Origin of the sequence: Sulfurimonas iocasae (genome assembly GCF_047716755.1) — a bacterium.
Taxonomy (GTDB): Bacteria; Campylobacterota; Campylobacteria; order Campylobacterales; family Sulfurimonadaceae; genus Sulfurimonas.
In genome coordinates this window covers 1765187-1789722 of sequence record NZ_CP180409.1, presented here as the reverse complement: position 1 = coordinate 1789722, position 24536 = coordinate 1765187, and the positions used below count along the sequence as shown (strand labels likewise).

The 24536-nt window shown below is 34.8% G+C and carries 19 protein-coding genes; 7 read left to right on the top strand and 12 right to left on the bottom strand.

Going from position 1 to position 24536, the window contains the following annotated elements:
* Positions 1 to 86: 86 nt before the first annotated feature.
* A complete protein-coding gene (locus ACLHDE_RS09010; protein ID WP_415396093.1) occupies positions 87 to 254 on the bottom strand; it encodes a hypothetical protein in 168 nt (55 codons plus the stop codon).
* Positions 255 to 623: 369 nt separating this feature from the next.
* On the opposite strand from ACLHDE_RS09010, the gene ACLHDE_RS09005 reads away from it, so the two are divergent.
* Entirely contained in the window at positions 624 to 1859 is a 1236-nt protein-coding gene (locus tag ACLHDE_RS09005) for an IS110 family transposase (protein ID WP_415395806.1), read from the top strand.
* A gap of 393 nt (positions 1860 to 2252) precedes the next feature.
* Here the strand turns inward: ACLHDE_RS09005 and ACLHDE_RS09000 are convergent, their stop codons facing one another.
* From ACLHDE_RS09000 to dnaJ, 5 genes are all read right to left on the bottom strand, one after another.
* Positions 2253 to 4424, bottom strand: a complete 2172-nt coding sequence (locus ACLHDE_RS09000) for a copper-transporting P-type ATPase (protein WP_415396092.1) — start codon at positions 4422 to 4424, stop codon at positions 2253 to 2255.
* A gap of 10 nt (positions 4425 to 4434) precedes the next feature.
* Positions 4435 to 4632: an SHOCT domain-containing protein gene (locus tag ACLHDE_RS08995; protein WP_415396091.1), complete on the bottom strand. Its 198-nt coding sequence runs from the start codon at positions 4630 to 4632 to the stop codon at positions 4435 to 4437.
* Positions 4633 to 4660: 28 nt separating this feature from the next.
* Positions 4661 to 5341, bottom strand: coding sequence for a copper resistance protein B (locus tag ACLHDE_RS08990; RefSeq protein ID WP_415396090.1), 681 nt, complete (start codon positions 5339 to 5341; stop codon positions 4661 to 4663).
* Positions 5342 to 5356: 15 nt separating this feature from the next.
* A complete protein-coding gene (locus tag ACLHDE_RS08985; protein ID WP_415396089.1) occupies positions 5357 to 7102 on the bottom strand; it encodes a copper resistance system multicopper oxidase in 1746 nt (581 codons plus the stop codon).
* A gap of 161 nt (positions 7103 to 7263) precedes the next feature.
* A complete protein-coding gene (gene dnaJ / locus ACLHDE_RS08980) occupies positions 7264 to 8388 on the bottom strand; it encodes a molecular chaperone DnaJ (RefSeq protein ID WP_415396088.1) in 1125 nt (374 codons plus the stop codon).
* A 71-nt stretch (positions 8389 to 8459) separates the two neighbouring features.
* On the opposite strand from dnaJ, the gene ACLHDE_RS08975 reads away from it, so the two are divergent.
* Genes ACLHDE_RS08975 through ACLHDE_RS08960 form a run of 4 tightly spaced genes read left to right on the top strand, consistent with a single transcriptional unit; the run spans position 8460 to position 13501 of the window.
* Entirely contained in the window at positions 8460 to 9554 is a 1095-nt protein-coding gene (locus tag ACLHDE_RS08975; RefSeq protein WP_415396087.1) for a murein transglycosylase A, read from the top strand.
* Positions 9551 to 10120 carry a recombination mediator RecR gene (gene recR / locus ACLHDE_RS08970; protein WP_415396086.1) on the top strand — a complete coding sequence of 190 codons (570 nt, stop codon included), beginning with the start codon at positions 9551 to 9553 and terminating at the stop codon, positions 10118 to 10120. Before ACLHDE_RS08975 ends, recR begins: the two co-directional genes overlap by 4 nt.
* 2 nt (positions 10121 to 10122) lie before the next feature.
* Complete coding sequence (locus ACLHDE_RS08965) at positions 10123 to 11028, top strand: phospholipase A (protein ID WP_415396085.1); 906 nt, start codon at positions 10123 to 10125, stop codon at positions 11026 to 11028.
* Between the two features lie 52 nt (positions 11029 to 11080).
* Positions 11081 to 13501 (top strand): hydrogenase small subunit, encoded by a 2421-nt coding sequence (locus tag ACLHDE_RS08960; protein ID WP_415396084.1) that lies wholly within the window; start codon positions 11081 to 11083, stop codon positions 13499 to 13501.
* On the opposite strand, the gene ACLHDE_RS08955 is transcribed toward ACLHDE_RS08960, so the two are convergent.
* Positions 13498 to 15054 carry a SulP family inorganic anion transporter gene (locus tag ACLHDE_RS08955; RefSeq protein ID WP_415396083.1) on the bottom strand — a complete coding sequence of 519 codons (1557 nt, stop codon included), beginning with the start codon at positions 15052 to 15054 and terminating at the stop codon, positions 13498 to 13500. The two genes, ACLHDE_RS08960 and ACLHDE_RS08955, sit on opposite strands and share 4 nt — an antisense overlap.
* Before the next feature lie 154 nt (positions 15055 to 15208).
* Here ACLHDE_RS08955 and ACLHDE_RS08950 point away from each other — a divergent pair, with 154 nt between their 5' ends.
* Together ACLHDE_RS08950 and ACLHDE_RS08945 are read left to right on the top strand one after the other, a co-directional pair.
* Positions 15209 to 16918, top strand: coding sequence for a nickel-dependent hydrogenase large subunit (locus ACLHDE_RS08950; RefSeq protein ID WP_415396082.1), 1710 nt, complete (start codon positions 15209 to 15211; stop codon positions 16916 to 16918).
* Position 16919: 1 nt separating this feature from the next.
* Positions 16920 to 19622, top strand: coding sequence for a cation-transporting P-type ATPase (locus ACLHDE_RS08945; protein WP_415396081.1), 2703 nt, complete (start codon positions 16920 to 16922; stop codon positions 19620 to 19622).
* Here ACLHDE_RS08945 and ACLHDE_RS08940 read toward each other — a convergent pair.
* The 5 genes from ACLHDE_RS08940 to ACLHDE_RS08920 all read right to left on the bottom strand — a co-directional run bounded on the left by ACLHDE_RS08940 (position 19612) and on the right by ACLHDE_RS08920 (position 24504).
* Entirely contained in the window at positions 19612 to 21006 is a 1395-nt protein-coding gene (locus ACLHDE_RS08940) for a chloride channel protein (RefSeq protein WP_415396080.1), read from the bottom strand. The two genes, ACLHDE_RS08945 and ACLHDE_RS08940, sit on opposite strands and share 11 nt — an antisense overlap.
* 118 nt (positions 21007 to 21124) lie before the next feature.
* Positions 21125 to 21592, bottom strand: a complete 468-nt coding sequence (locus ACLHDE_RS08935; protein WP_415396079.1) for a nucleoside deaminase — start codon at positions 21590 to 21592, stop codon at positions 21125 to 21127.
* A 51-nt stretch (positions 21593 to 21643) separates the two neighbouring features.
* Complete coding sequence (locus ACLHDE_RS08930; protein WP_415396078.1) at positions 21644 to 22435, bottom strand: shikimate dehydrogenase; 792 nt, start codon at positions 22433 to 22435, stop codon at positions 21644 to 21646.
* Entirely contained in the window at positions 22436 to 23839 is a 1404-nt protein-coding gene (locus ACLHDE_RS08925; RefSeq protein WP_415396077.1) for an anthranilate synthase component I family protein, read from the bottom strand.
* Entirely contained in the window at positions 23839 to 24504 is a 666-nt protein-coding gene (locus tag ACLHDE_RS08920) for an SPOR domain-containing protein (protein WP_415396076.1), read from the bottom strand. The genes ACLHDE_RS08925 and ACLHDE_RS08920 overlap by 1 nt, the downstream gene beginning before the upstream one ends.
* Positions 24505 to 24536: the final 32 nt, after the last annotated feature.

The following is a 24536-nucleotide window of genomic DNA, read 5'->3' as shown; positions in this document are numbered from 1 at the left end:
GCTCCCCTTAATATCTATATAAGTCAGATTTAAAGGGAAACTCTATACTTTTAAAAGTAGCGTTAGAGTTACAATAGTATTAAATACTATTTGCTTCCGCACTTACCCGCAGCTTTCATTTTAGACATATCCTGAGTAGGACTATCTACACTTGAAGATGTTTTAACAGCATGTTCATATTCTACATCCGCATACAAAGATGGACTTAAACCTAGTACTAAAATAGTACTAGCCACAATAGATAACAGTTTCATAACATTTCCTCGTATAATTTCTTTTATGAGTAAGTAGTTCTTTTTTAAAGTTTTTTTGACTTTAAAGCAAAGAAGTATTACTCTTTTAAGATTGAAGTACTAACTTCAAATCTTGTAACTTTCACAGTTTATGACTAAAGATAAAACAACATTTTTTTCCTTATAGCAGGATATGAAAATATTTTATATCTACTGACTACATCATTAAGCCAGTTGGTGTCTTTAGTTGTTAATCACTTATTAAAAGCTGTTGGGGTAGCTGTTATTTTAGCACCTACAACACATAGATTAACGAGGCTGTGAATTCTAACAATTTAACTTTTGTTTTTTTGTTAGGCAACTTAAGATTACACGACAAGGATTATAGAGATGTATTACGTAGGAATAGATATTGCAAAGAGTTTTCATGTTGTTTCAGTTATCGATGATAGTGAAACTAAGGTTATTAACAAGCCTTTTAAAATCAACAATGATTTAAAAGGGTTTGAAAAATTACTTACTATTTTAGATAGTGTCACTTTAGATAAAGATGACTTTATTATCGGTATAGAAGCAACTGGTATTTATGGTGAAAACCTTTTAGAGTTTTTAAAGTCTAAGGGCTATAGTGTTAAACTACTCAATCCATTTCAAACCTCAAGGTATAGAGAACAAATAACTATGAAAAAAGTAAAAAATGACAACATAGACTCTTTAGTTATAGCACTCTTTTTAAAAGATGGCAAATACTCATCAGGTTATGTAACTGATGATGAGTATCAGAGCCTTAGAACACTCTATAGAAATCGTGCTTCTATTCAGTCTGATATGAAAGAGGTTAAGAAGAGAATCATTACTCAAATAACAGTTACATTTCCAGAGTTTGAGAGCTTCACAAATCCATTTACCATAAGTGGTCTAGCTCTGCTTGAAAAGTATCCAACAGCATATCACTATAAGCATAGTAGCGTTGATAGAATCATGAAGATATTTGCTCATATTCAAGGCAATAACTTCAATAAAGACAAAGCCCTAAGATTACTAGAACTCTCAAGAGAGTCTATCTATTCAGGTAAGGCTAAAGATGCAAGAGCAATAGCTATTAGAAGTACTATTAGGCTTTTAAAGATGTATCTTAGTGAGATAGATATTATTGAAGCTGAGATACTCTCTTTGCTTGATAAAAAAGGCATTAATAGTTCAACACTTGATGAGCTACCAGAGAGTAACACTCTTATTGATAACCTTAAAACCATACCTGGAGTAAGTGATAAAACTGTAGCTGCTGTTATTAGTGAATGTGGAGACCTGACGAGGTTTCCATCTATACCTAAGTTTATAGGATATCTTGGACTCTTTCCAACAGAAAATAGCTCTGGTAATTCTAAAAGTGTAGGTCACTTAAGTAAAAGAGGCTCTTCTTTGGTCAAGCATGCACTATATCTTAGTGCTGTAAGTTGTCTGATACATAACAAACAGATGAAGCAACTCTACGATACTAAAAGAAGTCAAGGCAAATCTAAAAAAGAGGGACTTGTTGCAGTTTCAAGAAAACTTGCAACTATCATATACTCTATTTTTAAATACAACACACCCTATAATCCAAATCGTGTATTTACAAATTAGTCATAAACAGTGATAAGTTAAAGATCACAAGTTAGTACTTAAATCATTCATAATAGCAATAATATTTAAAGCTATTACCGTACTAGTTGTTAACCAAAATAGAGACAAATATATAATTTACTCTATAGTTTGATTATCAAAACACTCTTTGCTCAAATTTTAGAAATGAAATACAACAAAGAGTATTTAAAAAATCAAACTTGCAAGATTTTTAGCTCTTGCATAGTTCTTTGAAGTAATATTGTTAATAAACTAATGTCTATTTTTTACTTTCCTTGCTTTTTAAGTTATTCTTTATAAAAAGGCTTTGTTTAGAGAAAGTATTTTATTCTCTTTTTTTAGATGTTATATTGTAACAGGCTAGTGTGAGGGGTTTGTGAGTAAAAATAGATATTATTTATCTATTTTCATATTTTTTAAACGCAAAGCATTTACTATAACGGAGACTGAGCTAAAACTCATTGCAGCTGCCGCGATAACAGGCGATAGTAAAATCCCAAAGTATGGGTAAAGCACTCCTGCTGCTATTGGAACACCTGCACTATTATAGATAAAGGCAAAAAATAGATTTTGTCTGATATTTTTCATAGTAGCACGACTTAATTTTAAAACTTTTAAAATTGACAACAAATCGCCTTTTATCAAAGTGATGCCAGCACTCTCAATCGCTACATCAGTTCCTGTGCCCATAGCGATACCGACGTCAGCTTGTGCCAAGGCAGGCGCATCATTTATGCCGTCTCCTGCCATTGCCACAACTGCACCTTTTTCTTGTAACTCTTTAACTATTTTTGCTTTACCCTCAGGTAAGATGCCAGCATAAACTTCATCAATTCCTAGTTTTTTAGCAACTGCTCTAGCGGTTGTTTCATTATCTCCACTTATTACAACAACTTTAATACCCTCTTTTATAAGCTCTTTTATAGCCTCAGCAGATGTAGCTTTTATGGGGTCTTCAATCCCTATAATGGCGCAAAACTTAGCATCTATAGCCATATAAATTACACCGTTTGCTTCTTCTCTTAGGGCATCTTTTTCTTTAATGATATTTTGTGTTGATACACCTAAACTCTTTAAGAAACTCTCACTTCCAAGTGCAACTTTTTTATTTTCAATTTCCCCCTCGATACCTTTTCCGGTAATAGAGTTAAAATTTAAAACTTCACTAAGTTCTACATCATTATCTTTAGCATACTCAACTACCGCTTGGGCTAAAGGATGCTCACTTACACGCTCTAAACTCGCAGCGTACTTTAAAATACTTTTTTCATCAAAACCATCTTGCACTAAAAAGCTTGTAACTTTAGGTTTTCCTTGTGTTAGCGTTCCTGTTTTATCAACTACAAGAGTGTTTACTTTCTCCATAGTCTCTAATGTTTTTGCATCTTTTATCAGAATCCCAGATAGTGCAGCTCTACCAGTTCCCACCATTATTGAGATAGGTGTTGCTAGACCTAAAGCACATGGGCAGGCGATGATTAAAACCGCGACAGCAGATACTATGGCATAAGCCAAACGAGGCTCAGGTCCAAAGAAGTACCAAGCAAAAAATGCCAATATAGCTGCTATTACAACCGCTGGTACAAAGTAACTAGATACCGTATCTGCAAGTTGCTGAATAGGTGCTCGTGAGCGTTGAGCTTTTGATACTAATTCTACTATTTGAGAGAGCATGGTATCACTTCCAACTTTTTGAGCTTGCATAATAAGAGTGCCGTTTTTATTTAAAGTTGCACCTATAAGCAAATTATCTTTAGTTTTTGACAAAAGAACAGGCTCTCCAGTTATCATAGACTCATCAAGATTACTTTGACCCTCTAAGACTACTCCATCTACGGGGATTTTTTCGCCCGGTTTAATCCTAAGTTTATCTCCAACATGAACTAGCTCAAGATGTACATCTTCTTCCACTCCATCTGCATCTATACGATGAGCTTGTTTTGGTGCAAGATTCAGAAGTGTTTTAATCGCACTATTTGTTTTACTTCTAGCTTTTAACTCTAAAACTTGTCCTAGCAAAACCAAGGTTATAATAACAGCTGCCGCTTCAAAATAGACATGAACTAAGCCATCATCAGTCTGCATCAGAGGCGGAAAGAGACTTGGTAAAAATAGTGCAAAGAGACTGTAAATATATGCAGCACTCACACCAATTGCGATAAGCGTAAACATATTTAAGTTCCATGTTTTTACTGAAAGGTATCCACGTACAAAAAAAGGCCATCCACCCCAAAGTACTACGGGCGTCGCAAGCACAAAAAGAAACCACTGGATATTTAGCATAGAGAAAGAGCTAGGCAAAAGCTCCGGTGCTAAATCACTTGTCATTGAGACAATAAAAACAGGAATAGACAGAGCTAAACTAATCCAAAATCTCCTGCTCATATACTCAAGCTCGTCTGTATCTTCCTCAACCTCAGCTATCATAGGTTCTAGTGCCATTCCACACTTAGGACAAGATCCTGGAGAGTTTTGTTGCACTTCGGGATGCATCGGACATGTATAAATATTATCTTGCTTATGAGGAAAATCTACTTGGCAACACTCTTTAGTATCTTCACTCATAATGCACCTCCTATTTTAGGGCAATTTTTTTAGCTTTATACTCTTTTTCAGAAATTTCACCGTTAGCATATCTTTTATCAAGAATATCTCTTGCTGATAAATCTTCTTTTTTATTGCCATTTATAAAATATATCAATGCCCCAATAAATAATAAAGGTATCAACCAACCAAATCCCATCCCAAATCCACTCATTCCATAATTACCCATAACGAACTCCTTGTACTTATTTTTCCAACTAAAACCAAAATCTTAAACCGACTGTTGCATAGACTTCATCTAACGCAGAGTAATCATCTGTATTTCCAAAATTTTTACTCCACTCAACACCAACATATGGTGCAAACTCTCTTATAAACTCATACCTTAGTCTTGCGCCTACTTTTAAATTAGACAGACCGCTTCCAATAGCCATATTTTCGTTATTTTGTGTATATGCAGATAAAGCTACACTTGGAGTAAGTATTAATTTTTGAGTTATTAAAGCTTCATATTCACTTTCGGCTCTAAACCCAATATTCCCATCATCAGCTACTAAAATAACTGCTCTTGTTTCAAAAAAGTAAGGAGCAAGTCCTTGAACTCCTATAACACCCCATGTTTGGTCTGAATTCTCGGTTTTATCATAAGCAGCACCTATCTGAATGTCCCAGTATGGAGTTATAGCACGAGAATATACTAATTGGTTCTCACTATTAGCAGACGAAGAGTCTTTTGCTTTTTCACCTTCTGAATAAATATACATCTTGTTTAAGTCATAGCCTATATAGGCATATGTATCCCATGAAACAGACTTTTCATCATTGTACTGATATTCTAAGTTATCTACCATCACGGTAGCTCTAAATATATCACCGCCTCCACCTGCAAATAGAGATGTAGTAAATCCTAATGCTATAATTAATAATAAATTTTTCATAATACTTAATCTCCCTTAAACCACTACGACTTTTCTAAACATACCTGCCATATGATAAAGCAAGTGACAATGATATGCCCAAGAACCTCTAGCATCTACATTTACACGAAAACTAATTTTTGAACCGGGTTGAGCGATGATAGTGTGTTTTTTTGGGAGATAATTATCATCACCTGTTTCTAAATCACTCCACATTCCATGCAGGTGCATTGGGTGGTTCATCATAGTGTCATTAATGTAAGTTATTCTTAGTCTTTCGCCATATTTAAACTCTAATGGCGCAGCATCTTTATAGGCTATACCATTAATAGACCACATGTATCTCTCCATGTTTCCTGTTAAACGAAGAACTATTTCCCTTTCAGGATATCTCTCATGTGTTGTTGGAGTTAATGATTTTAAGTCAGCATAAGTAAGAACTTTTCTACCATTGTTTCTTAGTCCTACTCCTGGGTCTGAAAGTCTATATTGAGGGTTCATAGCTCGCATAGTTGTTTGAACTCCACGACTCTCTTCTAGAGGAGTCATAGGAATTGCAGGCTTACTCATATCCATCTTAGGCTCAGACATATCCATACCTCCACCACACTTCATAGCAGTCTCTTTTTTCTTTGGCATCTCTTTCATTGAGGACATATTCATACCCATATCAGCATGTGATAAAATTGGAAGGGGATCCATCTCTGGAATAGTCGCTACAACACTTGCATCATAAGTTAAAGCTCCAAGAGCGTAACCACTTCTATCCAGACTTTGAGCGAAGATTGAGTAAGCTTTGTTTTCTTCAGGCTCAACTATCACATCGTATGTTTCTGCTACTCCGATTCTAAACTCATCGACTGATACAGCTTGTACATAATTTCCATCAGAAGAAACTACGCTCATTTTCAGCCCTGGGATTCGTACATCAAAAAAAGTCATTGCTGAGCTATTTATAAAACGTAGTCTTATTTTTTCCCCATTTTTAAATAGAGCTTTAAAGTTTGTCGCTGGATTTTGTCCATTCATTAAGTATGTATATGTATAGCCTGTAACATCAGATAAATCTCTATCTGTCATAGCCATCTCATTCCACATTTTTCTTTGATTAAATGCTTCTAAAAACCCTAATTCTTTTACTTCGTCAAAAAAGTCTCCAACGGTTCTTTGTTTAAAATTGTAATAATCCGCTGAGAGTTTTATTTTTCTATAAATAGAATCAGGTTTTTCATCTGACCAGTCAGACAAAGATATAACATACTCTCTGTCGTATTCAAGTATTTCTTCTTTTGGCTCGATTACTATCGCACCATAAATACCTGTTTGTTCTTGAAACTCTGAGTGTGAATGGTACCAATATGTTCCGCTTTGAACTACTGTAAATTTGTATGTAAAAGTTTCTCCAGCGGAAATACCATCAAAACTAATGCCAGGAACACCATCCATATGAGTAGGCAAAATAATACCATGCCAATGGATAGAAGTACTTTCTGCAAGATTATTAGTAACGTTAATAGTTACATCTTGACCTTCTTTCCATCTAAGAGTAGGACCGGCTATCATCGAATTTACTGCCGTTGCAACTGCAGGTTTTCCCGTTATATTTACATTTATTTTATCAATAGTTAAATTGAATTTGGTTCCACTGAGTTGCTCAGTTTCTCTTCTTTGAGATATCTTGGTACTAGCATTTAAAGTTAGTGATGAAGATGTAACTAAACCAGTAGCTACAATACCTTTAACAAAAGTTCTTCTTGAAAGGTTTGAAGTTTCATGAGTCATCTTGTTCTCCTCTTAATTTATTTACTATACTATAACTATTTTGCTTAATATAATAATTATTTATATTTAGTAGTTATTTTTTTAAGTAGATTTTATAGTAAAGTTTAAAAATAGGATAGTTAAAAGTAGGAGAAAAAAAGAATTTTAAAATAAAAAACCGGTTATGAGAACCAGTTTTTCATTTTATCTATTGCAGAGTCTAAAACACTTTCATGTGGTTTTGACTCGATGCCAAAAGAATCTTGTAGTTTAATAAGAAGCTCTTTTTGTTCGTCACTTAGTTTTTTAGGATATGTAATGTTTACTTGAGCGATTAAGTTTCCTTTACCGTGACCGTGAACATCTTCTATACCTTCACCTCTAAATGTAAAGTGCTGTTTGTCTTTTGTTCCAATATCAAGATTAAGCTCTAATTCACCAGTAAGTGACGGAATATTAAGAGTTTCACCTGCAACTGCTTGAGTAAAGAATACAGGAATAGCTATATAAACATCATTTCCTTCTCTTTGGAAGTGTTTATCAGGTTTTACGCTAAAGGTAACATATAAATCACCACGTGAACCCTTTTTGCCAATATTTCCTTTACCTGATACTCTCAGACGGTTTCCTTCATCGATACCTTTAGGAACTTTAATAGTTACAGACTCTCTTGCTTCTTCATAACCATTGCCATGACAGCTGTTACATTTATCTGCTGGAGCACTACCGGCACCATTACAAACAGGACAAGTTTGAGAAAAAGTCATAAAGCCTTGTTTCATATAAACCTGACCCTGACCTTTACACTGAGCACAAGTTGATAGTTTACCACTTTTTGCACCAGTACCTTTACATGGTTTACAGGCTTTTTTGTAACTGAACTCTATCTCTTTTTCACATCCAAAGATAGCTTCATTAAAAGAGATATACATATCCACATTCATATCAAGAGGATATTTTTCCATATCAGCAGGGTTTTGACGACGACTTCCACCGCCTCCAAATCCGCTAAACATCTCTTCAAACATAGAACCTAAATCATCAAAACCACCAGATGAACGACCACCGCCGCCTCCCATACCTTGAAGTCCTTCTTTACCGTAACGGTCGTAGATGCTTTTTTGTTTCTCATCACTTAGACACTGATAAGCTTCATTACATAGTTTGAACTTGTGTTCTGCATCTGCATCACCTGCATTTTTATCCGGATGATATTTTTTTGCCATAGCTCTGTAAGCTTTTTTAATAGTTGTTTTATCAGCACTTTGTGTTACTTCTAGTATTTCGTAATAGCTTAAATCTTGCATAGTAGTTGTACACCTAAAAATATTTTTTGCAATTATATCGTTTTAAATTTAATATCAGTATAATTCTTCTTATGACACAAAATATAATTATTATTCTTAGCATTTCTATACTCTTCTTTGGATGTTCTAAAGAGCCTAAAATTCTGATGCCTCAGATGCCAAAAACATACTTAACACAAGCGGACTTTAATGAACTCCCTAACTGGAAAAGTGAAAATTACGAAGAAGCAATCAGCTCATTTGTAAACAGTTGTAAAAGTAGCAAAACTCAAAAAATATACTCAGAGCTATGTCTAAAAGTAGAGCAAGTTCAAGACTATAAAGCATTTTTAGAGAGTGAGTTTAATATTTACAAGATTGCTCCTTTAGATGCCGAAGATGAAGGGCTTTTAACTGGTTATTATGAGCCTAGCTTAAAAGGTTCGTTGACAAAAAAAGAACCATATATTTACCCTATATATAGTGAGCCTAAAGACCTTATTACAGTGGATTTGAGTAGCATTTATCCAGATTTAAAAAATTATAGATTAAGAGGTCGTCTTAAAGATAAAAGGTTAGTTCCTTATTACACTAGAGAACAAACAAAAGAAGAAGTAATAGATGCTGATGTTATTTGCTATACTGACTCTAAAATTGATCTCTTTTTTTTAGAAGTTCAAGGCTCAGGAAGAGTAAACTTAGAAAATGGAGAGACTATTTTTATTGGTTTTGCTAACCAAAATGGACATAAGTACAGCTCTATTGGAAAATATTTGATTAATATGGGTGAAATACCAAGCAAAGATATTTCACTTCAAAGCATCCGAACATGGCTTATGCAAAACCAAAACAGAATTGATGAAGTTCTTGATTTTAATGAATCTGTAGTGTTTTTTCAAGAGAGAAGTAAGGCAGCATCTGGCTCACTTGGGCTTGTTTTGACTCCTGAACGTTCAGTAGCAGTAGATAGAAGTTTTATTCCATTAGGAAGTATGTTGTTTTTAGATGCTAAAATAAACAATCAAAATATAAGTAGGGTAGTAATGGCAGAAGATACGGGCGGTGCTATAAAGGGTTCTCTAAGAGCTGATATGTTTTTTGGTTCTTCTTATGAAGCTGAGATGAGTGCTGGCAAACTAAAGTCACCTTTAAGCCTATGGATATTTTTACCAAAAGGCGCAGAGTGAGAGGTTCGTTAGATAAATTTAACCGTTTAGTAGATGCTTTGCAAGAACTGCCAACAATAGGTAAAAAATCAGCAACAAGACTTGCATACCACATGGTTGTAAAAGATAGTTATGTAGGTATGAAAATTTCTCATACTATTGAAGAAGCACTAGGTTCTGTAAAGAAGTGTACTATTTGTGGTGGTATGAGTGAAGATGAACTCTGTTTTATCTGCTCAGATGAGAGACGCGATGATACCATCTTATGTATCATTGAGAATGCAAAAGATATTCTTTTGCTTGAAGAAAATGGTCTTTTTGACGGTAAATATTTTGTGCTTGACTCTTTAGAAGAGTTAAGCATTTCGCACTTGATTAAAATTGTTGAAGGCGGAGTTCATGAGATAATCTTTGCCCTGACTCCATCTATCTCAAATGATGCAGTAATTCTATATATAGAAGATAAACTTAACGCTCACAAAGTAAACTTTTCTAAGATAGCCCAAGGTGTTCCTACCGGTGTAAGTTTGGAAAATATTGATATCCTATCTCTCACAAGAGCTTTAGAAGATAGAGTAAAGGTTTAGTTTTGAGATATGTTTTTATACTTTTATTTTTATACACAGCCTCTTTATCTGCTGATATAAACAGTATAAAAGGTACAGAACTAGATAAGTATGAAGTTAACGAAATAGAAGATATAAAAGCAAAAAAAGCTATGCAAAAGTGGCTAAACAGAGATTTTGGTCTTAAACCACACAAAATAAACTATTTACTTCCTTTTGGCTATAAAGAAGGAGCATACAAGTCTTATGTTCCAACAGATGAATACAGAAATGTGGAAGCAGAACTGCAAGTAAGTCTCAAACTATATCTTGGAACTGGTCTCTTTGGATTAAATGAGAGTTATTATCTTGCCTATTCACATCGAGCATTTTGGCAGATATATTCAGAATCGTCTCCGTTTAGAGAGACAAATTATAATCCTGAAGGTTTTATAGAGTTTCCTGTTTCAGATAAAGACACACTTTTTAATATGAAATCTATAAAACTTGGTCTAGCTCATACCTCAAATGGTCAAGGGGACAATGCTAACGTTGTATATGCTACCCCAGCTGATAACCCGGGAAATCGCTCAAGAAGTCTGAACTATATGTACTCTGAGTTTGCATTTCAATACGATACTCTTTTAACGGAGTTCAGACTAATCTCACCTTTTCCAGGAACTGCTGATGATAAAGATAATCCTGACATTATGGACTACCTCGGATATACATCTGTAAAACTGAACTACTTTACAGGTAGACATATGTTTACATTTATGGGGAGAGGAAACTTCACGACAGGATATGGAGCAGTAGAAGCTACATACTCTTATCCACTAATAGACAATGCTTACTTTTTTATGAAGGTATTTAGTGGATATGGTGAAAGTTTAATTGACTATGATAACCACGTCACAAAATTTTCTGTAGGATTTAGTTTTTCTAGGTAGATTGTTATATAATATATAAAGTTGTACAAAGTTTTTATATTAAGGATTGCAGATGAGAGTAGTAATCGTCGGCGGTGGTATCGCTGCAGTGTATTTGGCAAACAACCTTAAAAAACAAGATTCATCTTTAGAAGTCACTATACTCAGTGATGAAAAGCACGCTCCTTATGACAGGATACATCTTTGCCGTCTTATTGATGAGTCGCAAGATGAGAGTGAAATATCTTTGCCACTTGACCCTACCGTGCAACTGGAACTAAACCACACCATAAACAAAATAGACAGAGATGCTAAGAGAGTATTCTCTGAAGATGCTATGTTTAGTTATGACAAGCTCATTATTGCTACGGGTTCTGTACCCGTTACTCTTTTTGATATAAAAGGCATAAAAAACGCAGCCGTATTTAGAAGTGCAGATGATTGTGACATTATCAGAGCCGGAACACAAAACAAAAATGTTGTTATAGTAGGAAGCGGACCTATCGGGCTTGAACTATTAGAGACTCTCAATGATATGCCAAATATTATAGATATTACTTTGCTTATCAGAGGTAAGCATCTGTACTCTAAAGACCTATCAATAGACTCCATAAAAACCATAGAAGAGTGTTACACCAAAGATGGAAAAATCAAAATCTCATATGAAGATGAGATAATTGATAAAGTTATTGAAAATGGTGAAATAGTTTCAATTCAAACAAAAAAAATAAATATCAAAAATCCTTTTCTTATTTTTGGCACAGGTATTAAACCAAACATTGAAAATTTTAGAGATGCTCTTAGATGCAACAAAGGAATACTTACAAATCTTTATATGCAAACAGAAGATGATAGTATCTATGCAGTAGGTGAGTGTGCAGAAGTTGAAGAGTTTAACTTTGTTGCGGGGCATGTTAAAGAGTGTACTATGGAAGCTGATTGTGCCATCTATCATATAATAGGTGCAGAGAATAAAGAGTTTGAACTTGGAGTCAGCATCGATATGCTAAAAGTCGGTGAGTTTGACCTTATAGAAGTGAACTCTCCAAAGTTTAACAACGAGTATGAAAAGATACTTATTACTTCAAAAAAAGACAGCAGAATAGATGAGTATTTTGTAAGCCAAGACAAACTAACTAGGTTTATAGGAATTAACTCAAACGTAGATGTGGGTTATATAGAGACTCTAATAAACAGTGGTGAAGAAGTAGATATAAACTATCTTTATCAAAACAGACTCATAGGCGAGAGAGGAAGATTAATCTGCAGTTGTGAACATGTTTATCATCAAGACTTGGTAGATATTGTAGCTGAGACGGGAATAAGTTCATTCTCAGAGTTGGCAGATTTTTCACAAGCGGGTAGAGTCTGTGGCAGATGCAAGATTATGGTTGAAGATGTTATAAAAGAGTCTCAACATCTCATAGACCCAAGCATGCCAAGAAAAAGTGCTGAGGATATTAAAAGAGAAAAGGAAATAGCTGAGGTTCAAAAACGCATAGATAAGTTCAATACACTAAATCCTAGAAATAATCTCACAACAGATAATCTAGATGCAGCTATGAACTCTTTAGATATTGCAAAGTCAGAAGTAAACAGCTGGGTCTCTATGGTAACAGCAAATATGCAACTTCATCCAAACTTTGAACAGATAGTAGAGGGTGCAGTTTGTGCTCTAAACAAAGTTCCTATTATCTGGCTTGAACTTGCTGATTGTAGTGGGAACTCTGAGGCATTCATAAAGTCAACAAACCCAGCTATCGAAGATATTATTTTTGACTATGTCTCACTTGATTATCATGAACTGCTTATGAGTGCCAGTGGTGACCAAAGTGAGACTATCTTAGAAGATATCATCAAAAACCAAAAAGGTGAGTATATTCTCATAGTTGAGGGAGCAGTTCCGCTTGCAATGGATGGAAAATTTCTTCGCATCGGTCCACGTGGCGAAACAGGAATAAAACTACTCCAAAAGTGTGCAAAAGATGCAGCCCTTGTGTTAGCGGTTGGCTCTTGTGCCTTTGATGGTGGAGTAGTAGCAGCTCATCCAAATCCAACAGGAGCAGTGGGTGTGGCAGAAGCACTTAAGAGAGATGATATTATAAATCTCTCAGGATGTCCTACAAATCCGACTAACATAGTTGGGACACTTCTTTCATATCTTATGTTTGAAGAATTGCCGCCATTAGATAAGTTTAACCGTCCTCTGTGGGCATACTCAAGTCGTGTTCATGATGATTGTGAGCGAAGAGGAAATTATGAGCTTGGAGAGTTTGTAAAAGAGTGGGGAGACGAGGGTGCGAAAAAAGGCTGGTGTCTTTTTGAGATGGGCTGTAAAGGACCATACACAAATGTAAACTGCCCGACTATGAAGTTTAATGGTGGAACAAGCTGGCCAGTCCAAGCCGGTCATGGATGTATGGGATGTACCGAGATGGGCTTTTTTGATAAGTTTGCAAATGAGAGAAAGTATGAGGAAGAAAAAAAAGACTAAATCTTTTTAAAGGCTTCATCCATATCTTCATAAAATTCTACCTTGTCAAATACATGTGTTTTGTTTAGTTTTAAGAGTTGATTTTTATCTTGTTCTTTTGCTAGTATCATCACTTTTATATCGTCTTTTTGCAGTTTTGTGATGAAGTCTTTAAGTGTAAAAATTGCAGTTATATCCATAAACGGAACATCCAAGATGTCAATGATAACAACTTTCGTATCTAGGATGGAATTTGTTTTACCCTCAAATGCGGTACTTGAACCAAAGAAGAAAGCCCCGTTTATCTTGATGACTCTGACTTTTTTGTCTGCTAAATCGTACTCTACATCTGTTTGTACATTTTTATGATGAGAATCGACTAGAGTTATCTTTGCTTCTTTTGTAATTCTATAGACTATAAGAAGAGATGCAAGGACTATACCGACTCCTACAGCCGTGATGAGGTCAACAAACACAGTTATAAAAAATACTACCAGCATAACGCTTAAATCATTTTTAGGACTGTCTCTCCAGATAGATATAAATCTATAGTCTAAGATGTCAACACCGACTTTAACAAGTATTCCTGCAAGGATAGCAAGAGGTATTTGAGATGCAAGAGGAGCTAAAAACAAAACTATTGCTAAAAGTATAAGAGCGTGAAACATTCCAGATATTTTATGTGTACCACCACTTTTAATATTTATAACGGTTCTCATAGTAGCTCCAGCACCAGGAAGAGAGCCTGTAAGAGCACAAAGAGAGTTTCCTATACCTTGACCTATAAGTTCTTTATTTGGCTTGTGTTTAGTGCCTGTAATAGAATCGGCTACTATAGAAGTTAAAAGTGTATCTATTGTCCCCAAAACTGCTAAAGTAAAAGCTAAAGATATAACGGTGGTGTAGTGTTGTAAATTCATTTTCGGCATAACAAATGAAGGCAAAACGGCAGGAATCTCACCGATAGCATCTACTTCTAAGTTGAAGTAGATGCTAAGAGGTGTAAGAACTACAATCGCAATAAGGGGAGTAGGAATAACTTTAGCAATTTTATTTGGCGAGAAAAACATAATAATCATAGTAGCCGTTGCAACTATAAAAGAACTAAGATTTGTATCTGAGATATTTGATGGAAGAGTCATAAAAATATGCACTATAGAAGCATCACTAGAGAGTCCTAGATATGGATTTATTTGCAAGATAATAATAATAATACCAATTCCGCTCATAAAACCTGAGATAACAGGGTAGGGGATGTACTGAACAAACTTCCCAATTTTAGAGATGCCAAAGATGATTTGAAAAATACCTGCAAGCAAAACGGTTGTGACTATAAGACCGATATCCCCATTTAGACTAATAACAGCAGCCGCAATTACTACAGTCATAGGTCCTGTCGGTCCAGAGATTTGTGAGGGAGTTCCACCAAAAAGTGAAGCAAAAAATCCTAAAATGATAGCACCGTAGATTCCTGCAGTAGCACCCAACCCACTAGCAACACCAAAGGCAAGTCCTAAAGGCAGAGCAATGACAGCGGCAGTTATACCGCCCAAAAGATTTTGCTTAATATTCATTTAATATATATCCATACAATTATTTGAAGGCATTATATATCTAGTTGCCTTAATAAAAATACTAAGACACTTAAATAGTGACATTTAAACTTTAATTATCGTAAATATGATAACATTGTATAAGTATCAATATTTAATTAAGTAGAGGCGTATAATGAAAAAAATCGTTATTGACCCGATTACAAGAATTGAAGGACATTTAAGAGCTGAAGTAGAAGTAGATGATGATGGAGTGGTTCAAGAAGCTTATGTCAGTGGAGGGCTCTTTCGCGGTATTGAAATCATACTAAAAGGTCGTGATCCACGAGATGCAGGACTTCTAGCTGGCAGGATTTGCGGTGTCTGTACAAACTCTCATTTTCGTGCAGCTGTTTCGTCTGTTGAGGATGCTTACTCTTTAGAGCTTCCAAAAAATGCTGAGATTATTAGAGATTTAATGGCTATGGCTCTTTTTATTCAAGACCATGTAGTCCATTTTTATCATCTTCACTCCTTAGACTTTGTAGATGTTACATCAGCCCTGCAAGCAGATGCAAAGATGACTTCTAAAGAGGCGCATAAATATTCAGATCAACCATTTAGAAATTCTAACTCCCACTATGAAACAACAATAAAAAAACTACAAAATTTCGTAGATGCAGGGAAACTTGGCCCATTTTCTAATGGCTACTGGGGGCACAGTGACTACAGACTGACTCCTGAACAAAATCTGATAATGATTTCCCACTATCTTGAAGCACTTAAATTTCAAACAAAAATCTCCAAGGCTGTGGCTATTTTTGGAGGTAAAACACCACACCCTCAAAGTATTGTTGTAGGTGGTGTTACAAGTGTCGCGGACATGCTCAACCCTCAAAGACTCAATGATTATCTCTTTGTTATAAAAGAAGCAAAAGAGTTTATTGACCGTGCTTACCTGCCAGATGCTAAGTTATTAGCCATTGCTTACAGAGATGAGATAAAAGCAGGTCTTGGTCGTGCTAATGGTAACTTTATGTCAGTTGGCGGTTATGAGTTTGACGAAGATAAGAAACTATTTTGCTCCGGAATTATTTATAATCACGATTTTGACAATATACAAGAGTTTGATGAGAGTAAAATTACAGAAGAAATTGACCGTGCCTGGTATAAGGTGAATGGCAAAGCCAGAGAGGATGCCCTGGGGTATAAGGGGCAGGCAGAGGATAATGAAGTCTGTTATACAGACTTAAATGAAGATGGAAGTTTAAAGACTGCAAAAAATGATGATAAATACTCGTGGATAAAAGCTCCAAGGTATAACGCTAAAGTTATGGAAACCGGTCCGCTTGCAAGAGTACTGATTAGTTATAAAAAAGACAATAGACTAATAAAATCCTTTGTAGATGAGTTTTTAGAAGATACCGGTTTAGAGTTGATTGATTTATCTACTACGGTTGGCAGAAATGCGGCTAGGGCGATAGAGACAGGTTATATCTGTGAGTATATTTTTAAACTGGTCTCACGGCTCATTCAAAATGTAAAATATTATGACACAGAAACTTGGACTAGATATGATTTTGAAAAGTTAGAAAAAGATACTAAAGGCAGGGCTTTTTTTGAAGTACCTCGTGGAACACTGTCTCATTTTGTAAGTATTAAAAACCAAAAGATAGAGAATTTTTCAGTAATCGCGCCAACAACATGGAATGCAACTCCTAAAAACTTTGATGGAGTAAGAGGTGCTTATGAAGAAGCGCTTATTGGAATCAAAATAGAAGATAGCTCAAAACCACTTGAAGTCTTAAGAGTTTTGCACTCCTTTGACCCCTGTCTTGCTTGTGCAGTTCATATAGTAGACACTAAGGGTAAAGAGCTTAGTAGATATAAAATAAAGAGTTTATAAGATGCAACATCTAATAGGACAAAACTGGCATAGCTTAGAGAGTGAAAAAATATTAGAACTTTTTGAAAGTGATAGTGTTGATGGTTTAGGCTCACTTAGTATAAAACATCGCGAAGAGTTCTTTGGTGAAAACTCTCTAAAAGAGAAAAAGCAAGACTCTTACATTAAAAAGTTTTTTATGCAGTTTCATAATGCTCTTATATATATACTACTAGGTGCGTCTGCAGTCACTGCATTTTTACACGAGTGGGTTGATAGTGGAGTTATCTTTGCTGTTGTCATCATTAATGTAATTATCGGTTTTATGCAAGAGGTAAAAGCACAGGAGGCTATAGAATCACTTAAGCAGATGATGCATACTGAGGCAGTTGTAATTAGAGATGGCAAAAAGATTACTATTGACTCAGTTGATTTAGTTCCTGGAGATATAGTCTTACTTGAGTCTGGTTCAAAAGTACCGGCAGATTTAAGACTGCTTGAGAACAAAGATTTAAAAGTTGATGAGTCTATGCTCACAGGTGAATCAGTAGCAGTTCAAAAAAATATCTCAACACACTCTGAAAATATAATACTTGGTGATAGAAAAAATATGACATTTTCTGGAACATATGTCACTTATGGTCGAGCTAAAGGTATAGTAGTAGCTACAGCAGAACATACAGAACTTGGTAAAATTGCTCACCTTATAGATGCTACAACAGCTATGCAAACCCCACTTACAAAAAAAATATCATCATTTTCTAAAATTTTACTCTATGTTATCTTAGCTCTTGCGGCATTTACATTTTTAGTAGGTGTTTTAAGAGATATGAGTGTAGTAGACACCTTTATGGCATCTGTTGCTCTTGCAGTTGGTGCAATTCCTGAAGGTCTACCAGCAGCAGTTACTATTACTTTAGCTATTGGTGTGAGTAGAATGGCTAGTAAGAATGTCATAATAAGAAAACTGCCAGCTGTTGAGACACTAGGGAGTGTTACTACTATTTGTTCGGATAAAACGGGAACGCTAACTCAAAATAAAATGACGGTTACAAATATATATTGCGGAAGTACTTCTTATGAGGTAACCGGTAATGGTTATAACCCAGAAGGTGATTTATTTAAAGACGGACAAAAGATTGATACTTGTAACTATGATTTAAAAGAGGTACTAAAAGCGGGTTATCTTTGTAATGAATCATATCTGGTAAATAAAGAAGGTAACTACGATATAAGTGGCGACCCAACTGAGGGTGCTTTGATTGTCAGTTCAATAAAGTGCGGATATGATGAACATACTTTAAATAAAGGATATCCCAGAGTTGATCTTTTACCATTTGAGTCAGATCGTCAACTGATGGCTACTCTTAATTATGATGTTAAAAACAATCAAAATATTATCTACATAAAAGGTTCTATAGAAAAAATCCTAGATATTTGTGATTTTACATCTTTAGATGCAGAAGATAAACAAATAAGTAAAATAGAGATTTTAAATAAAGCAGAAGAGTATGCTTCTAATGGCTTAAGAGTTTTGGCAATAGCAAAAAAAATTACTCATCAAGATAAGTTTGATAAAGAAGAAGTCTATAGTGAATTTGTCTTTTTAGGTCTTCAAGCTATGATGGATCCTCCTAAGCCTGAAGCGATAGAAGCCGTAAAGGAATCTATCGGAGCAGGTATAAATATTATTATGATTACCGGAGACCATGTACTCACTGCATTTTCCATTGCCAAGATGATGTTTATATTAGATAAAGATGCCAAATTTGAAGACTCAGTCCTTAGAGGAAAGGATATGATTAATCTAAGTGATGCTGAACTGATAGAAAAGGTTGCAACTGTAAAAGTTTTTGCAAGAGTAGAACCTGAACAAAAACTACGTATTGTAGATGCTCTTCAAGCCAGAGGTGAAATTGTAGCAATGACAGGAGATGGTGTCAATGACGCACCTGCGCTAAAACAAGCCGATATAGGGATTGCTATGGGAAAAGGCGGTACTGAAGTGGCTAAAGAAGCTTCAGATATGATTTTAAGTGATGATAATTTTCAATCAATCGCACACGCTATTAAGGAGGGACGAATTGTATTTGACAACTTGATTAAGTTTATTACATGGACTTTGCCAACAAATCTTGGTGAAGGTCTTGTTATCTTGGTGGCAATATTGCTTGGAGTTACTCTTCCGATACTGCCCGTACAAATCTTATGGATAAATATGTCAACAGCAATTTTTTTAGGACTAATGCTTGTATTTGAATCAGGTGAAGATTTCATTATGAAAAGAGCACCAAGAGACCCTAAAACGCCTATCTTAACTACAGAAATTATAGTTCAGATGCTAGTAGTTGGTTTTTATATGCTCGTAACATCATATGGTATGTTTAGTTACGCTCTACACAATGGACATAGTATAGAATATGCTAGAACTGTTGCGGTAAATGTCTTTGTTTTTATTGAACTTTTTTATCTATTTAACTGTAAAGAGTTATATCAATCAGTGTTTAAAACCAATATTTTTAATAATAAGTACTTACTTTTGGGTGTGGCTTTAATGATTTTAATCCAAGTAACATTTACTTATGCAGAGTTTATGAACACAATATTTAAAAGTGAAGCTTTAAATTTTGAGACATGGATAGAGATTATTGTAATCTCAGTTGGTGTTATGTTTGTTGTTGAGTTTAAAAGATATATAGATAGAAAAGTTTTTACTAAAGTCTAGATTTTGGTTTTTCATGTCGTTTTTTACGCTTACTTTGAAGCCGTTTTCTAATGTCTCTTATTTTATTTATATCTTCATCATGCATTGAAACTTCGGTGTCTTCAATACTCTCACCGGTTTTGATATTTAGCATATCAGATTTTTTCATTGCTAGAATTTGTGAAGGAAAGACGCTTCGATGTCCTGTCATTAAAAAACTGATTACTACAGATATGGCTGCATAGTGTGCTACTTCTATGCCAAAAAGCTCCATAGCCATAATTGTTGCTGCAATAGGTGCGTTGGTAGTACCAGCAAGTACACTGATAAAACCAAGTGCAGCAAAAAATGCTAAATGGTCATTACCAATAAGTGTACCAAACCAGTTACCACTAGTCGCACCTATGTAAAATATTGGAGTGACTACTCCGCCGCTTCCACCAAGAGCCAAGGTAATAGAAGTAAATATAGTTTTTAGAAAAAATGCATACCAAGGAATATCTTTAACTAAAGATTGGTCTGGCATAAGTGCGTTATCTATTGTCCCAAGACCAAGACCAAAGTATTGATCTCCAACAACAAATGAAAGTAAGACTAAAAAAATTCCACCTAGAAAAGCTTTGAGATAAATATTCAGAGGTATTTTTTTAATTGTTCTATGTGAGCGTTTCATAAAAGTTATGGTGAGATCAGAGATAAAGCCAAAAAAGAATCCGCCTAACACTACTTTAAGAATAAGGGGGAAATCAAGTGATATATGTTGATGAAAGTTAATATCAAAATAAGTATATTGAATTCCTAAATATTGTGCAGTCGAAAATGCTGCAAAACCAGCAATAAAAGATGGAAGCAGTACATCATAACGGATCAAACCAATAATGAGAACTTCAACTCCAAAGATAGCACCCGCAATCGGAGTACCAAATACAGATGCAAAGCCGGCACCAATCCCGCAGATAACTAGTTTTTTACGGTCTTCTTTGCTAAAGTGAAAAATATCAGATACAAAAGAAGCCATTCCTGCACCAATCTGTGCTCCGGGTCCTTCTTTTCCTACAGAACCACCCGAAAAAATTGTCATTACAGTAGCTAGTAGTTTGATAGGAATTACTTCAAGCTCAATCTTTCCATGTCTTTTATGCACTGCCTCAATAACTTTTTCAGTTCCGTGACCTTTCGCATCCGGAGCAAATTTAGTTACTATCCAAACTGTTGCAACAAGTGCAAGTGGAAGTAAATAATAGTGTGGAAATGGTAGTAAATTTTGATTTTCTTCAGAATACTGTAGAATTTTTAAAAACAGTGTAACACTTGCTCCAATAATTACCCCAATTATGGAAGATAAGAGAAGCCATTTACTAACACTGATGAAGATAGTTATTTGTTCGATAGTATGTTTTTTCATATATTATGTATTGTACATCATTTAATACAATTATCATCACTTTATAGTAAAATTTACACAAGATGTGAATAAGCTAAGCAATAATAGTACAAAATAATATATTTGTGTTTATAAAAAACTAATACATCTCTCTATCATTCTTCTTAAGCCATAAGTCAAAAAGCTCAGCATTTTGTTTTGCATCTATCTGTTTAAGAATCAAGCCACTGTTTTCACTCTTTAACATCTCATAAAATTTTTTGTCATCAAAACCGCCGCGAGCTGCATCGTCTTCAGTAGCTCCGTAATAAACAGTCCTGATTCTTGACCAGAATATAGCTCCTAGGCACATGGGGCAGGGCATACAGCTAGTATATAAAATACAGCCTGAGAGATCAAAAGTATCAAGTTTAAAGCTAGCCTCTCTGATAGCATTTATCTCAGCATGCGCCGTAGGGTCATTTGTTTTTAAGACCTCATTATGTGCTTGTGAAATAATTTTTTTATTTTTGATAATAACGGCACCAAAAGGTCCACCGCTGTTGGCAAGCATCCCTTGAATTGCTTCACTATAGGCTACTTTCATCCATTTATTCATTTCGCTCATAGCAAAATTATAACACAATAATAGTTTTAGGGTGCTTTGCGTAAAATAAGACTAGAGTTCAAAACTCTTTTTCATATGAGTCTTTATATCTTCTAGTTTAAGTTCTTTATTTACAAAAAGTTCATTTGCTAAAACACCTTGACCTAGAAGCATATCAGCTCCATCTTTGAACGTGATGTTTTTTTCTTGTGCTAGGCGTAAAAATGGTGTAAGTTTGCCATATATTGCATCTGCAACGAATGAAGTATTAGCTAAAGCATCTTTTATGATTTCTTTTGGGGCAGGAAGTTCTTCATCTTTTAGTCCGGCACTTGTTGTGTTTACAACTAAGTCGTATTTTGCAGTTTTGTAAGTATCCCAGTTAAAGGTTTCACAACCAATCTCTTTAAAGTAAGAGAGTCTGCCTTGGCTTCTATTTAAAACAGATACTTTCGTTTCATCTTGTATAAACCTAGACGCTAATGCTTTTGCAGTTCCACCAGCTCCTAGTATAAGTACATTTTCTATTTTAGAAAATTCTTCTATGGCATACATAAAACCATCAGCATCTGTATTGTAACCTATAAGCTTGCCATTTTCATTTATAAGAGTATTTACAACACCTACAGTTTTTGCAAAACCTCTAACTTCATCACAAGCTTTGTATGCTGCTTCTTTATGAGGAACAGTTACATTTGCGCCACTAAGACCAAGAGAAAAAAAAGTCTCTTTTAGTTTTGATCCATCTTTAAGATGAACTCTAGTGTAACAAGCTTTGTAGTTTAGATTTTTAAATACACAGTTATGCATAAGCGGAGAGCGAGAGTGTGACACAGGGTCACCAAAAATCGCAAACAATTTCATTTAGTCTAAATCTTCTAGTGAGTGAACAAGTGCACCTAGTTTATTTTCTACTTCTAAGTATTCTAACTCATTTTGGCTATCTGCAACAACACCTGCACCCGCTTGAAGTACAACCTTGTCGTCTTTAACCATAGCAGTACGTATAGTTATCGCAGTGTCCATATTACCATCAAAACCGAAGTAGCCGACACTTCCACTATAAAAGCCACGTTTGATGCCTTCAAACTCAGCTATAAGCTCCATAGCACGTATCTTCGGTGCCCCAGTCATTGTTCCTGCTGTAAACGTTGCCATGAAAAGGTCAAACATATCTTTGCCTTCATCAAGCTCTGCTATAACATCAGATACTATATGCATAACGTGAGAGAAACGCTCAATGTGCATCATATCTTTAACTTTAACACTTCCAGTTTTGGCAACACGACTTACATCGTTTCTACCAAGATCTATTAGCATTAGATGTTCTGCAAGCTCTTTAGGGTCAGCAAGTAGTTCAAGCTCGAGCTCTTTATCTCTATGTTTGTTCTTACCTCTTTTTCTAGTTCCTGCAATAGGACGAAGAAGAAGTTCGCCATTACTGAGTCTAACCATTACTTCTGGAGAACTTCCAACAATGTTGAAGTCATCATACTCAAGTAAAAACATGTATGGAGATGGATTTTTAGTTCGCAGTATTCGATAAAAACTAAAAGGGTCAACTTTAATATTTCTTGTAAAACGGTTTGTCATTAAAATCTGAAAAACATCACCACTTCTAATCATCTCTTTAGAATTTTCAATCATTTCAAAGAATTTTTCTTTTGAATGGGCAAAACTGCCTTTGTCCGAACCAATATTTTTCTTCATATGAACATATTCATAAGAACTCTTTAGTGATTTTTCAATAGAATCAAATCTATAACTCATCTCTTTTAGAGTACTTACAAGAGTAATTTGATGATTTTTATGTGAATATACTAAAATAAGCTTAGGGAGAATCAAGTCAAGATCAGGAGTATTTAATTCATCTTCTAAGTTGTCCATACTTGAGCCAAGTTTAGGCTCAAATACTTTAACCATATCGTAGCCAATATAACCGATAAAACCATCAACATAACCAATATTTAACTCTGTTGTAGCTTCTTTGTACTTAGCTGTATCTATGTCTTTATAATATTTTTTTAAAAAAGTAAAAGGGTTTTCTTCTTTTTTGTGTTTTATGCCATCTGAATCTGTGTAAATAGTTTCATCGTTTATATATTGTAGTCTTTCTCTTGCCCCGATGCAGATAAAACTATAGTTTCCGTCACTCTGTCCAGCACTCTCAAGAAGATTGTAAATCTCACCTTTAAACATACTTTTTAGTTTAGAATAAACAGCAATAGGAGCTAGTTGGTCAAGTATAAATTGTTTAGAATATATCATTATTGTTTAATTAAAAAAGCACCAGCTTCTATGTTACTTCTGATAATTCTTAAAGCAGCTCTTGCTTCTTTTTCATTGTAAAAAGGTCCTACTAGTACTTTGTTTAGTATTTTAGAGTTATTAGTTACTTTATGGAACTTATATCTATAACCTTGGCTTAATATAGAATCTAAGAATTTTTTGTTTGGTGCATATTTTGAGAAAGAACCAACTTGAATAAAGTATGTTTTAGCGCTTGAAGATACAGTTTTTGGAGCTTCTTTTTTAACTGTAGTTACTTTTTTAGGTGCAATATCCGTTTTAGTATTTACTACTTTTTTTATCTCTTTAGGTTTAACAACCTGTTTGCTTTCTTGAGATTCTTGTTTTAATCTTTGAGCTATTTCATCTAAATTATCGTTGTTTTTAGAGTTTTCTTCTACAACTTGAACCTCTTCAAATAGTGGCTCTTCCTTGGGTTCTGGGATTGAATTGGCTTCTTCTTGAGGAAGTGGAATTGGTTGTGGTAAGTTATCTTTAGCATCTGGAGTTAGAGTACTCATAAGCATTACAACAATTATTAAAATTACTCCAAGTGTTGCTACCGCTAAAATAATTTTTTTGTTTGAGCCATTAGAAGCCCCTCTATTTAAAATAATATCGTTTAATTCATTTTTCTCAGTCATAAAATCCCCTTTTTAGTTTTAATAGCACTTAT

Excerpts from the sequence above, each read along its gene's own strand:
- ACLHDE_RS08950 (WP_415396082.1), top strand. The coding sequence starts at position 15,209 with ATGAAAAAAATCGTTATTGACCCGATTACAAGAATTGAAGGACATTTA.
- ACLHDE_RS08925 (WP_415396077.1), bottom strand. The coding sequence starts at position 23,839 with ATGATATATTCTAAACAATTTATACTTGACCAACTAGCTCCTATTGCT.
- ACLHDE_RS08955 (WP_415396083.1), bottom strand. The coding sequence starts at position 15,054 with ATGAATATTAAGCAAAATCTTTTGGGCGGTATAACTGCCGCTGTCATT.
- dnaJ (WP_415396088.1), bottom strand. The coding sequence starts at position 8,388 with ATGCAAGATTTAAGCTATTACGAAATACTAGAAGTAACACAAAGTGCT.
- ACLHDE_RS08960 (WP_415396084.1), top strand. The coding sequence starts at position 11,081 with ATGAGAGTAGTAATCGTCGGCGGTGGTATCGCTGCAGTGTATTTGGCA.
- ACLHDE_RS08920 (WP_415396076.1), bottom strand. The coding sequence starts at position 24,504 with ATGACTGAGAAAAATGAATTAAACGATATTATTTTAAATAGAGGGGCT.
- ACLHDE_RS08995 (WP_415396091.1), bottom strand. The coding sequence starts at position 4,632 with ATGGGTAATTATGGAATGAGTGGATTTGGGATGGGATTTGGTTGGTTG.
- ACLHDE_RS08945 (WP_415396081.1), top strand. The coding sequence starts at position 16,920 with ATGCAACATCTAATAGGACAAAACTGGCATAGCTTAGAGAGTGAAAAA.
- ACLHDE_RS08940 (WP_415396080.1), bottom strand. The coding sequence starts at position 21,006 with ATGAAAAAACATACTATCGAACAAATAACTATCTTCATCAGTGTTAGT.
- ACLHDE_RS08990 (WP_415396090.1), bottom strand. The coding sequence starts at position 5,341 with ATGAAAAATTTATTATTAATTATAGCATTAGGATTTACTACATCTCTA.
- ACLHDE_RS08985 (WP_415396089.1), bottom strand. The coding sequence starts at position 7,102 with ATGACTCATGAAACTTCAAACCTTTCAAGAAGAACTTTTGTTAAAGGT.
- ACLHDE_RS09010 (WP_415396093.1), bottom strand. The coding sequence starts at position 254 with ATGAAACTGTTATCTATTGTGGCTAGTACTATTTTAGTACTAGGTTTA.
- ACLHDE_RS08975 (WP_415396087.1), top strand. The coding sequence starts at position 8,460 with ATGACACAAAATATAATTATTATTCTTAGCATTTCTATACTCTTCTTT.
- ACLHDE_RS08930 (WP_415396078.1), bottom strand. The coding sequence starts at position 22,435 with ATGAAATTGTTTGCGATTTTTGGTGACCCTGTGTCACACTCTCGCTCT.
- ACLHDE_RS09005 (WP_415395806.1), top strand. The coding sequence starts at position 624 with ATGTATTACGTAGGAATAGATATTGCAAAGAGTTTTCATGTTGTTTCA.
- ACLHDE_RS09000 (WP_415396092.1), bottom strand. The coding sequence starts at position 4,424 with ATGAGTGAAGATACTAAAGAGTGTTGCCAAGTAGATTTTCCTCATAAG.
- ACLHDE_RS08935 (WP_415396079.1), bottom strand. The coding sequence starts at position 21,592 with ATGAGCGAAATGAATAAATGGATGAAAGTAGCCTATAGTGAAGCAATT.